At 45.7% G+C, this 12792-nt stretch carries 10 protein-coding genes; 7 read left to right on the forward strand and 3 right to left on the reverse strand.

Annotated features, from left to right (window positions below; genetic code table 11):
* The first annotated feature begins 354 nt into the window (after window positions 1-354).
* Both QZY09_RS13050 and QZY09_RS13055 read left to right on the forward strand, forming a co-directional pair.
* Window positions 355-1986, forward strand: a complete 1632-nt coding sequence (locus QZY09_RS13050) for an amidohydrolase (RefSeq protein WP_295673033.1) — start codon at window positions 355-357, stop codon at window positions 1984-1986.
* Window positions 1958-3790 (forward strand): serine hydrolase, encoded by a 1833-nt coding sequence (locus tag QZY09_RS13055; protein ID WP_295673035.1) that lies wholly within the window; start codon window positions 1958-1960, stop codon window positions 3788-3790. Before QZY09_RS13050 ends, QZY09_RS13055 begins: the two co-directional genes overlap by 29 nt.
* Window positions 3791-3913: 123 nt before the next feature.
* Here QZY09_RS13055 and QZY09_RS13060 read toward each other — a convergent pair whose 3' ends face one another.
* On the reverse strand, window positions 3914-4657 hold the full coding sequence (locus tag QZY09_RS13060; RefSeq protein ID WP_295673036.1) for an energy transducer TonB: 744 nt from the start codon (window positions 4655-4657) through the stop codon (window positions 3914-3916).
* A 212-nt stretch (window positions 4658-4869) separates the two neighbouring features.
* Here QZY09_RS13060 and ileS point away from each other — a divergent pair, with 212 nt between their 5' ends.
* The 3 genes from ileS to QZY09_RS13075 are packed head-to-tail and all read left to right on the forward strand — an operon-like array spanning window position 4870 to window position 9335.
* On the forward strand, window positions 4870-8349 hold the full coding sequence (gene ileS, locus QZY09_RS13065; protein ID WP_295673038.1) for an isoleucine--tRNA ligase: 3480 nt from the start codon (window positions 4870-4872) through the stop codon (window positions 8347-8349).
* Complete coding sequence (locus tag QZY09_RS13070) at window positions 8346-8729, forward strand: TraR/DksA C4-type zinc finger protein (protein WP_096356504.1); 384 nt, start codon at window positions 8346-8348, stop codon at window positions 8727-8729. Before ileS ends, QZY09_RS13070 begins: the two co-directional genes overlap by 4 nt.
* Complete coding sequence (locus QZY09_RS13075; RefSeq protein WP_295673042.1) at window positions 8730-9335, forward strand: lipoprotein signal peptidase; 606 nt, start codon at window positions 8730-8732, stop codon at window positions 9333-9335. It begins immediately after the preceding gene.
* 230 nt (window positions 9336-9565) lie between these two features.
* Here the strand turns inward: QZY09_RS13075 and QZY09_RS13080 are convergent, their stop codons facing one another.
* Window positions 9566-10609 carry a hypothetical protein gene (locus QZY09_RS13080; RefSeq protein ID WP_295673043.1) on the reverse strand — a complete coding sequence of 348 codons (1044 nt, stop codon included), beginning with the start codon at window positions 10607-10609 and terminating at the stop codon, window positions 9566-9568.
* Window positions 10610-10979: 370 nt separating this feature from the next.
* On the opposite strand from QZY09_RS13080, the gene QZY09_RS13085 reads away from it, so the two are divergent.
* Window positions 10980-11135, forward strand: coding sequence for a hypothetical protein (locus QZY09_RS13085; RefSeq protein WP_295673044.1), 156 nt, complete (start codon window positions 10980-10982; stop codon window positions 11133-11135).
* Window positions 11136-11345, forward strand: a complete 210-nt coding sequence (locus QZY09_RS13090; protein WP_295673046.1) for a hypothetical protein — start codon at window positions 11136-11138, stop codon at window positions 11343-11345.
* A gap of 14 nt (window positions 11346-11359) precedes the next feature.
* On the opposite strand, the gene QZY09_RS13095 is transcribed toward QZY09_RS13090, so the two are convergent.
* A complete protein-coding gene (locus QZY09_RS13095; RefSeq protein WP_295673047.1) occupies window positions 11360-12553 on the reverse strand; it encodes an anhydro-N-acetylmuramic acid kinase in 1194 nt (397 codons plus the stop codon).
* Window positions 12554-12792 lie beyond the last annotated feature (239 nt).

Here is a 12792-nt window from a genome sequence, read left to right on the forward strand (position 1 = left end):
GTCCACCCAGGGACTCACCAAAAAGGAACCGCAGGGGCAATACTTTTTTAAGCTTGTTTATCGTAATTAAAATTGCGAGGTTACCAATAAATGAATTTATAGGGAGTTTTCTTTATAAATCCAGGCAAATTACAGAAATTATTACTGTGCCATGTGTCCCAGCCGTATTCCCGTGCCAGGTGGTTCATGCGGTTCCTGAGTAATTGGCAGCGGGCAACGACGGTTTGCGATTCTGCGAACATCCAGCGACAGGCTGAGGCAAACGAAGTTTAAATTAAAATTATTTACCGGATAACTTTATGCATTTGTTTTTGTATATAGTTTTGTAGCTTACAAACTTTTTACATTTGCCCTATGAAAAGAATTTGGCCCGTATTGTTTTTCCTTGCCGCAGCCTGTAAACACCAGGATTATAATGTTGATCTTATTGTAAAAAACGCAGTGGTTTACACGGTCGACAGTAATTTTACAACGGCCAATGCCTTTGTGGTAAACAACGGAAAGATTATTTCAGTTGGTAACAGCGATACGATCGAAAAGAAATATTCCGCTAAAGAAGTAGTGGATGCAGGCGGCAAAGCTGTTTACCCGGGATTTATTGATGCCCATTCGCATTTTTACAGCTATGGCATCAGCTTACAGGAGGCCCATTTGGAGAATACCAAAAGCTGGCAGGAGGTAGTGGACTCGGTTAGCGCTTTCGCCCGAAGAAACCCGGACGGCTGGATCACAGGCCATGGCTGGGACCAAAATAAATGGACCGTAAAACAATTCCCGGATAAGGCTAAACTGGATTCGCTGTTCCCTGTACGGCCGGTGATATTGAGCCGGATTGACGGGCATGCCATTATGGTTAACCAGGCTGCCTTAAATATTGCAGGCATAAAACCGGGCCAAACCATCAGCGGCGGCAAAATTGAAACCGTAAATGGCAAACTTACAGGCTTACTGGTAGATAACGCAGAAGGATTGGTACGCAGGAAAATTCCGCTGCCCGGCGATGCACTTGCCGACTCTGCTTTTTTAGACGCCCAGCGTAACTGTTTCGCTGCGGGCTTAACTACGGTTGAAGATTGCGGCCTGCCTTATACGATGATCAATACAATTGAACAATTACAGCATAGAGGATCACTTAAAATGCGGATGTATGTGATGCTTTCGGATAACCCGGAGGATTTTGCGTATTTATTTAAAAGAGGTGTTTATAAAAGCCCGCGGCTTAACGTGCGTGCCTTTAAGGTTTATGCTGATGGCGCATTAGGATCGCGCGGGGCTTGCTTACTGCAGCCTTATAGCGACCAGAAAAACTGGCGCGGGTTTTTACTGAGCGATCAGAAACACTTTTTAGAAGTAGCGCAAAAACTGTCGGCCAAAGGCTTCCAGATGTGTACACACGCCATTGGCGATTCGGCCAACCGCGTGATCCTGAAGATTTATGCCAGTGTGTTAAAAGGTAAAAATGACCGTCGCTGGCGTATTGAGCATGCACAGGTATTGGCGCCTGAAGATATCAGGTATTTTGGCGATTACAGTATTATTCCGTCGGTACAACCCACACATGCAACTTCAGATATGTACTGGGCCGGCAGCCGCCTGGGAAAAGACCGTATTAAAACCGCGTATGCTTATAAGCAATTATTACAGCAAAATGGCTGGCTTCCGCTGGGTACTGATTTCCCTGTCGAAAACATTAACCCGATGTATACGTTTTATGCAGCAGTGGAGCGCAAAGACCTGAAAGGTTTCCCGGCGGGTGGTTTTCAGCCCGAAAATGCCCTTACCAGGGAGCAGGCGTTAAGGGGAATGACGATATGGGCCGCCAAAGCGCAGTTTGAAGAACATGAAAAAGGGAGCATTGAGCCGGGCAAATTTGCCGACTTTGTGATCCTTGATAATGATATCATGAAAACAGATGGCGCAAACCTGCCTAACGTTAAAGTGTTAAAAACCTATGTGAATGGAGAAAAGGTTTATGAGAAGAAGTAACCGTTGGTTTTGTACTTTAATATGTTCAGCATTTGTTTTATTTCATTCGGCTTGCGCACAAAATCCGCCTTTCAGGGGGCAGGCTTATGTAGACGAGTTGAATTTGGTGGAGAAATCTACCGTACTTTTTAATAACGCCAGCTACACCATCCCAATACAAAACCTCGACCAGCAAAAAATAGCCAGCTTACATTTCTCTTATCCCTATGCTGCCGGTTTCGACAGTCTTCTGAATAAATATGATAAAGTAGCGGCCTATAATGGTAATTTATACACCGGAACAAAAAGCCTCGATGACCTTTCAGCCGATCTGAAATGGTATAATACGCTGATCGTGCAGCTAAACGAAGCCGATTTGAACAACCCGCAAATTGCAGACTTTATCAGGTACAATCAAAAAACGAAGGCTGTAATTATCGCGCTGTTTGGCAACAGCAATGCGCTTATTAAATTAAATAATTTGAACCTGCCGGTGATCTGGTGCCAGCGGATCTCGCCGGTATCAGCTTATTTTGCCGCGGAGGCCATTTTTGGCGGAGTGGCCATTACACAGAAATTAGGCAATAATATATCGCCTGTTTTTCGCAAAGGGATGGGTTTTACCACAGGTAAGATCCGCCTGGAATACAGCGTGCCAGAAGCCGTGGGGATAAAATCAGATAACCTCATCGATATAGACAATATCGCCACCGAAGCCATCATGAACCAGGCTACCCCCGGGTGCGTGGTGCTGGTAGCCAAGGATGGCAAAGTGATCTTCAACAAAGCCTATGGTTACCATACCTATGATAAAACCATCCCGGATAAACTGACCGATATTTTCGACCTGGCCTCCATGACCAAGATCTCGGCCACCACCATGGAAACCATGCAGTTGTATGACCAGGACAAACTAAGTATCGATTCAACCGTAGGCCATTACCTGCCGCAGGCCCGAAAAACAAACAAGAATGACCTGCTGGTGAAAGAGGTGCTTGAACACCAGGCCGGCCTGATCCCGGATATTCCTACTATCGAAGCAGTTAAGCCAACCGACTATACGGTTGACTCATCAGAAAATTATCCTACCAAAGTAAATGAGAATTACTATTTACGAAAGGACTACTTTAAAGAGGTGATGTGGCCCCTGATGCTGAACTCGCCCTTACGGACACGGGGCCAATATGTTTACAGCGACCTGAGCATGTGCTTTATGCAGCAGATCATCGAAACTATTACCTCGACCCCGGAGAATGTGTATGTACAGCAGCAGTTTTATACCCCGCTGGGGATGCAGACTGCGGGCTATTTACCGCTTTACCGCTTTAAACCCGAACAGATCCCGCCAACGGAAAATGATCCGGTATACCGCCATGCCCTGCTGGACGGCTACGTGCATGACCCAACCGCCGCGTTAATGGGCGGTGTTGCCGGCCATGCCGGCTTATTTGCCAGCGCCAACGATGTGGCCATCCTTTACCAGATGATGCTTAACCGGGGCACCTACGGTGGGGAAGAATACATTAAACCCGAAACAGTGGACCTGTTTACCAAGCAACAATCGGCCATTAGCCGCAGAGGCCTCGGTTTTGACAGGTGGGACCCCGACCTTACCAAAAAATATCCATCGCAATATGCCTCCCCCCAAACCTACGGGCATACCGGCTTTACCGGCACCTGCGTTTGGGTTGACCCGGCTTCGCACCTGGTATATGTGTTTTTATCCAACCGCGTAAACCCCAGCGTAAGCCCCAAGCTGGGCAGCCTGAACACCCGCCCAAGAATAATGGATGTGGTTTACCAGGCGATACAAAAAGGGATATAGGGGGGATATAGGATTTCGGATGTTCGATTTCGGAATTTTTAATGCGGATTGCGGAATGGCGAATGCGGAGTTTTCCTATGCACGCTTATTCTATTATGCCCTTTTTATGGAAAGTTGCGTTCTTTAAAGAGCTAAAGTAAAACTAACAGCAACTTCGTACTCCACTTTTACTGGCTTTCCATCTAAAATTCCGGGCAACCATTTGCCGTGAAGGGCTTTTACCGCATTCACCGCCGATTCGTCGCAATCATAACCTAACGGTTTTATCAACCGGTAGCCTGTGATATTTCCTTGCTCATCAATCGTTACGCCTACAAATACTCGCCCCTGGATTTGACTTTCTCTTGCTTTCGCTGGATAAATAACATTGCTGCCAATTGTTCGATCAAATGCCGATTCACCATCCAGGTATACAGGCGGGCGGTCTAATGTAGTTTGCTTTTTGCCAGCACTATCGATCACTGTATAGATTTTGGTTTTATAATCTGAATCCCGTTTTAAATAAAGCAGATCCTTTTTGGTATAATCATACATGATTTGTAACATTCCACTGGACTTATATGCCGCCCAAATCCCCACTTTTTTGTCCTGTTTATAATAACCGCTGTCTTCCACCATACCATTATACCGATACTCGACCCACAAACCATCTTTCAAGTTGTTTTTATAGAAACCAGTACACATTATCTCATTACCGGAAGCGAAATATTTGGTGTATCCGCCTTCCCTAACGCTTGGGTCAGCTTGCAGTACAGAATAATCTTCATAATATCTAAATTGTAGAATACCGGTTTTAACTTCCATAGTTTTTTGGGCGAACAGTTTACCGGAAATAAGAAGCAGGATAGTAAGGATACAGGTTTTCATCAGGTAAATATAAGGTTTGACGTTAATAATCTGAATCAGAATTTACAGAATTAAAGAATTTTCAAGATTGCACTTTTTTATTTTGTTAATTCTAAAATCCTGCAAATTCTGATTCAGACAACCTCTTCCCTTCCAATTTCACATAATTATGATACTTTTCAGCTTAAATTCCGTATTTTTGCAGCCTCTAAAAATAGAGGTGTAACAGATTGATGTATAAGGAATATAAAGCTTTAAACTTATCGCAGACAGGCAAAGACATCCTTGCCTTCTGGAAGGAGCACGGCATTTTTGAAAAGAGCATCAGTAGTCGCCCGGCAACCAACCCGTACACGTTTTACGAAGGGCCGCCGAGCGCTAATGGCATGCCCGGCATTCACCACGTAATGGCACGCGCCATTAAGGATATTTTTTGCCGTTATAAAACACTAAAAGGGTACCAGGTAAAACGCAAGGGCGGCTGGGATACCCATGGCCTGCCTATTGAGTTGGCCGTTGAAAAAGCTTTGGGCATCACCAAGGATGATATCGGAAAAAAGATCTCTGTAAAAGATTACAACGACGCCTGCCGCAAGGAGGTAATGCGCTATACCGACGTTTGGAACGACCTGACCGAAAAAATGGGCTACTGGGTAGACCTGGAAGACCCCTACATCACTTACAAAAACGAATACATTGAATCCCTTTGGTGGATTTTAAAGGAATTTTATAACAAAGGCTGGTTATATAAGGGTTATACCGTTCAGCCTTATTCGCCAAAATCAGGTACAGGCTTAAGTTCGCATGAGCTAAACCAGCCGGGCACCTATAAAATGGTGAAAGATACGACCATCACTGCCCAGTTTCACCTCAAAAAAGAGCAGCAGCATCCGCTGATGCCGCAATTGTTTGAGGATGAAAACGAGGATACGGTGATATTAGCCTGGACGACCACCCCATGGACGCTGCCATCAAACTGCGCCCTTGCCGTCGGCGAAAAGATAGATTATGTAAAGCTGCGCACGTTTAACCCGTATACTTATGAGCCGGTTAGTGTGGTTTTGGCAAAGGACCTGGTGGCCAAATATTTTAAGGCCGAAGGACAGGGCGAAGGCCATCTGCAGGATTATAAAGCGGGCGATAAAATTATCCCATGGGAACTTCGCGGAACTTTTAAAGGGGTTGAATTGCTTGGCCTGCGGTATCACCAGCTGATGCCATATGTAAGCAACGAGGACCTGGAAAAGAAGGCCTTTTTGGTGATCCCGGCTGATTTTGTAACCACCGAAGACGGTACCGGGATCGTGCATACCGCTTCTGTTTTTGGCGCGGACGACTTCAGGGCCTGTAAGGAAAACGGCGTGCCTTCCGTAATGGTGAAGGACGAAGCCGGCAAGGATGTGCCGCTGGTGGACAAACAGGGCCGCTTTGTGGCCGAGGTGACCGACTATGCCGGCCTGTATGTAAAAGAAGAATATTATACCAAAGAAGAACGCGAAGCTCCCGGCTTTAAGGCTACCGATGTAATGATCGCCATCAAGCTGAAGGAAGAGAACAAAGCCTTCGACGTAAAAAAATACGAACACAGTTACCCGCACTCCTGGCGCTCGGACGAGCCGATCTTATACTATCCGCTGGATAGTTGGTTTATCCGCACCACCGCCGTTAAGGATAAATTGGTGGAACTGAATAAAACCATTAACTGGAAACCCGAATCAACCGGCACGGGCCGCTTTGGCAACTGGCTGGAAAATTTGGTAGACTGGAACCTTTCGCGTTCACGTTTCTGGGGCACACCGCTGCCCATCTGGCGCGAAGAGAATGGTCTCGAAGAAAAATGTATCGGATCTATCGCCGACCTGAAAGCAGAAATTGAAAAATCAATCGCTGCCGGTTTAATGCCTGCTGGTTTTGTTATAGACGACCTGCACAGGCCTTATGTAGATGATGTAATATTGACCTCATCCACCGGCAAACCGATGTACCGCGAACCGGACTTAATTGATGTTTGGTTTGACAGCGGCGCTATGCCATACGCGCAATGGCATTTCCCGTTTGAAAACAAGGAACAATTTGAAAGCGCTTACCCGGCTGATTTTATCGCCGAAGGCGTCGACCAAACCCGCGGCTGGTTTTTTACCCTGCATGCCATCGCTGTAATGCTGAGCGAAGCCAGCGACGAAATAAAAGCGGTTAACCAGCGCGTGGGCAATAAGGGCGTTGCTTTTAAAAATGTCATCTCTAACGGACTGGTGCTGGATAAAAACGGCAACAAAATGTCTAAACGCCTGGGTAACGGGGTTGACCCTTTTGCTACCATTGAACAGTTTGGCGCTGATGCTGCCCGCTGGTATATGATCAGCAACGCCTCGCCATGGGATAATTTGAAATTTAATACAGAAGGAATAGATGAAGTGCGCCGCAAATTCTTTGGCACGCTGTATAATACCTATGCTTTCTTCGCGTTATACGCCAATATCGATCAGTTTAACTACAGCGAAGCGGAAATTGCAATTAACGACCGCCCCGAAATTGACCAGTGGATCATCTCCCTGCTCAATACGTTAAGCAAAGAGGTAGATGCTTTTTATGCTGATTTTGAGCCGACCAAAGCCAGCCGCGCCATACAGGATTTTGTAGACGAGCATTTGAGCAATTGGTACGTACGTTTAAGCCGCCGCCGTTTCTGGAAACCTGTCCGCCCGGCCTCAAGCGATGGTATTGGCGGATCGGACAACAGCTACGATAAATTATCGGCCTACCAAACCTTATATACCTGTTTGGTAACCATTGCCAAGCTGATGTCGCCGGTGGCGCCGTTCTTTGCAGATAAATTATATTCCGACCTGAACGGGGCAACCAAGAAGGAAACTTTTGAGTCAGTTCACCTTGCTTATTTCCCTGAATATAATGAAACGCTGGTAAACAAAGCCCTGGAAGAGCGGATGCAAATGGCGCAGGACATTTCCTCGCTGGTATTATCGCTCCGCAAAAAAGTGGGCATCAATGTAAGGCAGCCGCTGGGCCGTATCTTACTGCCGATACTGAATAAAAACTTTGAGCGCCAGGTGGAGCAGGTAAAAGAATTGATATTATCTGAAACCAATATCAAAAACATTGAGTACATTACCGATGCGTCAGGCTTTATCAAAAAGAAGATAAAACCAAACTTTAAAGTACTGGGCGCTAAAGTGGGTAAGGATATGAAAGCCGTGGCTGAAGCTATAGGTAACTTGAGTGCTGAAGAGATTGCACAACTGGAAAGTGAAGGTAGCATTCAGTTGGAGATTTTGGCTGGAGGAAAGGTTGTTGATATGCTACCAACACCACTCACTACTCACTACTCACTACTCACCACTGACGTCGAAATCTTAGCCGAAGACGTTCCCGGCTGGCAGGTTGCAAATTTGGGAAAACTAACCGTCGCTTTAGATGTTACACTAACCAGTGAACTGAAACAGGAAGGGACTGCGAGGGAGGTGATCAACCGGATCCAAAACCTGCGAAAAACAATGGGTTTTGAAGTTACCGACAGGATTAAAGCGCAAATAAAATGCCCTGATTATATATGGGAAGCGGTGAACAATAATTTATCCTATATTTGCGCCGAAATTTTGGCAGACAGCATACAGCCTGATAATGAATTAAATGCCGGCGAATTGGCCGCGATTGACGGAAACGAAATTTTGATTGCTATTACTAAATTTAAATGAAACAAGAAAACGAAAAAACCAGGTACTCCGAATCGGATCTGCAGGAATTTAAGGGTATTTTACTGGAAAAACTACGCAGCGCCAAAGAAGAACTGAGCGCTTTGGCTACCTCGTTAAGCTCGCCAAATGCTAACGGCACCGACGATACCGCCGGTACCTATAAAACACTGGAAGACGGCTCGGCAACATTGGAAAAAGAACAGATCAACCAATTAGCCGCACGTCAGAAAAAGTTTATCGAACAGCTGGAAGCTGCCCTGGTACGTATTGAAAACAAAACTTACGGTATTTGCCGCGAAACCGGCAAGCTGATCCCGAAGGAGCGTTTGCGCGCGGTGCCGCATACTACCCTGAGCATGGAAGCAAAACTAAGGCAATAAATGAAGGCTGCATACACAAAACCTTTTTTGTTAATTGCCGTCATCATTGTGCTTGACCAGGTTATAAAAACCTGGGTACGAACACATATGCTGCTCGGCGACCAGATCCATTTTATGGGCAGCCGGGGTATGCTTAATTATACCATAAACAACGGCATGGCCTTTGGCTGGGAAATTGGCGGCGAAGGCGGCAAGCTGGTATTAACCATCTTCCGGCTGGTGGCCTGTATAGGTATCGGTTACGGCCTATACTACCTCATCAAACATAAATACCACCGCGGGCTTATTACCTGCGTGGCGCTAACCTTTGCCGGCGCATTAGGCAATACTATCGACTGTGTATTTTACGGTGTGCTTTTTCAGCATGGTAAATTATTTGAGGGCCAGGTGGTGGATATGTTTTATTTCCCCATCCTCCGCGGCACCTATCCAACCTGGTTCCCGGCCTGGCATGGGCAGCCCTTTGAATTTTTTCAGCCGATATTTAACCTGGCTGATGCCGCTATCTCAACAGGCGTTATTGCCATCTTAGTATTCCAGAAACGTTATTTTAAACAGGAAGTACCCGAATTAAGCAGCCCCAACAGCGAAATGGTGGAGGAGTAACGGGGAAGTCATTAGTCATTGGGTCATTTGCTTCGCGTCATTGGTCATTGGGTTAGCGAAGAAAGAAAAAAAGCATGTCACCCTGAGGCTCGAAGGGTGCTGCGCGTCATTGGGTTGAAAAAAAGGGTGTCACCCTGAGGCACTCGAAGGGTGCGCGTAAAGGCCTTAACCGTTTGAATTGGGGGGAAGATTCTCGGCGGCGACAAAATACCAACCACCTCGGCTTACTTTTACAAAAACGTATAAACATTCAACTGTTCAATAACCAGTTCGCCCATGGTTTTGCAGGCTTTAAAGGCGGGTTCTTTATGGTATTCAGCCAGGTCAGCGGCCAGTTGTTCCACCTTTTTTAACGGCGAAACTTCATCCTTTTTCATGCAGGTAAGCAGGTCTACCAGGCGGTAACGCACCAGTTTTATCCGGTTATTGATCAGGCTGCGCTCTTCTTCCTGGTACTGGCGCATGGCTTTTCTATCCATATGTTTCATACCCAGCATCACCAAACTATTATTCTCTTTAAAATAATGCGGCAGGTAAAACTGGCGGCGGCCCTCGTAAGATTGCTGGTCGAAGTCAATGGCCCTGATGCGGTACTGGCTGCCTTCAATATCGGGCGTTATATGTACTACATAATTGTACGACCGCATATCACCCAACAAACGGATAAAACACCGCTCGTTAAACTTCACAAACTCTTTGCAGATCCTCACCTGGTTAAACTTCGACGTATTGAGCCTGTCTTTGATGAAGATATCGCCCGGCACGCCAATAATATGATCTTCAATGATGGTTGTGCCGTCTGTTAAATAGCCGATCCGGTTCGGCGAGAGGATATGCTCCAACTCCAGCCCGTAGATGCGGGAGGCATCGGCAACTTTCACATAAAAATGATCATAGTTATCATTCAATTTATTGATGATCCGGATCCTGAAAGGCTTTGAATTACCAAATGTACAGTAGTCGATTCGCGCAATTTTTAGTTGTTCAACTACTTCCATGTAGCCGGAAGCATTAATTACGGCATAAATGGCTGTAAGCGCAGGAAAAAGCTCCTGCATTTCTGCCTCGTCGTAATAAACGGTTTGCCAAAGGGTGTCGTTACCGTTTTTATCCAGCAGCGGCACACTCATATTAAAACGCAGCAGATCACTGTATTGAACGCCCAGGTTGCGGTAACGGTTGTATTTTGCCAGGTAGCTTTTCAGTTCATCTTTAACCGGGTAAAAGAATTTTTTCCGGGAGGGAACGTCCAGTCTTGATTCAGTATCTGCCATAGGCGAAAATTAAGCAAATTAATATATTAATACGTATATTTAAGGAGCTTTTTAAGATTGTAAGCTGTGGCGGTTATGAGAAGTTATCTGTCGGAACCGGGGCGTGAAACTGAAATTGGATGAACAGTTTTTCCAGCGTTTAATCAAAATTTTAAAAAACTTTTGTAGAAAAATTTCGCTGGCTTGCCCTGTTTGTGGAACGGCCAACATGCCGTAACCCGGATGAAAAATGCAGGGTTCTTTTTTCACCGCCCTAATGGCCTTGCTCACCGATTTATTTTACCCCTCAGCCAATTATGAATTGGAGTGATTGCCTGATCGTTGTAATTTTAGGCTATTAAATAATCAGATCACCTAAAATATCAAAAAAATGGACATGTACGAAAACCCTTATATGGCATTTCCGGGAATAACAGCCGAAGAGATGGCCTTTTTGCAGCAGGGAACTGCAGAGCTTGATGACAATCAAAAAAAATATTTTTACATGGTATATTCAAGTAAAAGAAAAAATCCCCAGGACATATAGGTGGTTACCCTGTTGGGTTTCATTTGGATCGCCGGTATCCAGAGGTTCCTCGTTGGCCAGATCGGAATGGGGCTTTTATACTTTTTTACCGGAGGCTTTTGCTGGATAGGCACGATTGTGGACCTGGTGAATTATAAAGAGATCGCCCTGGAGTTTAACCGCAAAATGGCCTACGAAAGTTATCACATCGCCAAGTTCAGTGTTAAATAAGAACCGGGTAAGAGCTATAGCGGAAAACTAAATTTTCCCATTAATACTGCCGGGTTATTTCCTATGGCGATGGGTTCGCCGCAAATGGCTTCATTGCCTAATAGCGCAAACAAAATAGCTTCTTTGGCATCCGGGTTAATGCCAAGCACCCCTGTATCTTCAATAGTTGCCCCCGGAAGGGCATTTTTTAAGTAATTGATGATGTAGGGGTTTTTTGCGCCCCCGCCACTGGTAAATAGGTGGAGGCCTTTCACCTTAAAATTAGCGGAAATGAATCCGGCTATGCTTTTTGCAGTGAAAGCGCTTAAAGTACAGAGCAGGTCTTCAGGGCTGATGTTTACAGTTTTCGATTGTTGTTGTGCTATCGCGATATAATCCAGGCTAAACAATTCCGGCCCGGTGGTTTTTGGCGCCACTTCGTCAAAAAAGGGCTGGTTTAACAAAGCAGCTAACAAAACGTCACTGGCCTTTCCTGACAGCGCAATTTTTGCATCTTCATCAAAAGGCAGGTTAAAATATTTCCGGCAGGCTGCATCAATCAGGGTATTGCCCGGGCCAATATCTGTACACAAAATTTTATCGTAGTCGCCATCGGCAGGCAAATAGGTAAGGTTGGCAATCCCGCCAATATTCAGCAATAACCGGTTTTCGCCGGATTTGCTCCCCAATAAAACATCGCCATACAATGCCAGGGGCGCACCTTCCCCTCCCGCCGCGATATGTTTTTGTCTGAAATCACTAACCGTTAATATCCCCGTCTTTACGGCCAGGTGGTCGCCATCCCCTATTTGCAGCGTAGCGTTTGGATAGCCTGCCTGCAGGTGCAAGCGCCTTGGCGCATGATAAATAGTTTGCCCGTGGCTGGCGATCAGGTCAACTTCGGTCGGGTCAACTCCCCAGCCGGAAAGCGCATGTAACACCAGTTCCCCATGGTAATTCCCGATAAAAGCATTCAGCAGGCAAACTTTGTCCAGGCCGGCCTCCCGTTTTACAAAAACAGATTGAATCTCTTTTTTAAAAGCCTCCTGGTATGGGATCGTCGTAAAATGCAACAACCCGAATTGCGTTTTCAGCCCGTTTCCGGTAAACCGGCATAGCGCGATATCCAGGCCATCCAGCGAAGTTCCCGACATTAGCCCCACAATAATTTTTTCTGTTTTTTGAGCGATGCTGAAAAGCTTTTGCAGGTTTTTGTTGAGGGATACCATGGGTTCCAATTTATGGATTTGTTAATCGAATACAAAAGTTAAATTAAAACCGTACTTTTTTAATATATCTGATATATTTGATTTCACCAATTTTTTCTGATCCCGGAGTCTTGAGCCGAAAGTCTTAAGCCAAAGGCGGACTTCAGACGAACGACTTTAGACATAAACACAATGGCGAGATTAAATTTACTTGAAGAGACGCGGTACGAGAAACTGCCGGTAACGGTGTATGGCAACCA

The organism is uncultured Mucilaginibacter sp., assembly GCF_903913935.1.
Taxonomy (GTDB): domain Bacteria; phylum Bacteroidota; class Bacteroidia; order Sphingobacteriales; family Sphingobacteriaceae; genus Mucilaginibacter.

Coding starts and splice junctions, on each gene's coding strand:
- QZY09_RS13050 (WP_295673033.1), top strand. CDS start 355: ATGAAAAGAATTTGGCCCGTATTGTTTTTCCTTGCCGCAGCCTGTAAA.
- QZY09_RS13055 (WP_295673035.1), top strand. CDS start 1,958: ATGGAGAAAAGGTTTATGAGAAGAAGTAACCGTTGGTTTTGTACTTTA.
- QZY09_RS13060 (WP_295673036.1), bottom strand. CDS start 4,657: ATGAAAACCTGTATCCTTACTATCCTGCTTCTTATTTCCGGTAAACTG.
- ileS (WP_295673038.1), top strand. CDS start 4,870: ATGTATAAGGAATATAAAGCTTTAAACTTATCGCAGACAGGCAAAGAC.
- QZY09_RS13070 (WP_096356504.1), top strand. CDS start 8,346: ATGAAACAAGAAAACGAAAAAACCAGGTACTCCGAATCGGATCTGCAG.
- QZY09_RS13075 (WP_295673042.1), top strand. CDS start 8,730: ATGAAGGCTGCATACACAAAACCTTTTTTGTTAATTGCCGTCATCATT.
- QZY09_RS13080 (WP_295673043.1), bottom strand. CDS start 10,609: ATGGCAGATACTGAATCAAGACTGGACGTTCCCTCCCGGAAAAAATTC.
- QZY09_RS13085 (WP_295673044.1), top strand. CDS start 10,980: ATGGACATGTACGAAAACCCTTATATGGCATTTCCGGGAATAACAGCC.
- QZY09_RS13095 (WP_295673047.1), bottom strand. CDS start 12,553: ATGGTATCCCTCAACAAAAACCTGCAAAAGCTTTTCAGCATCGCTCAA.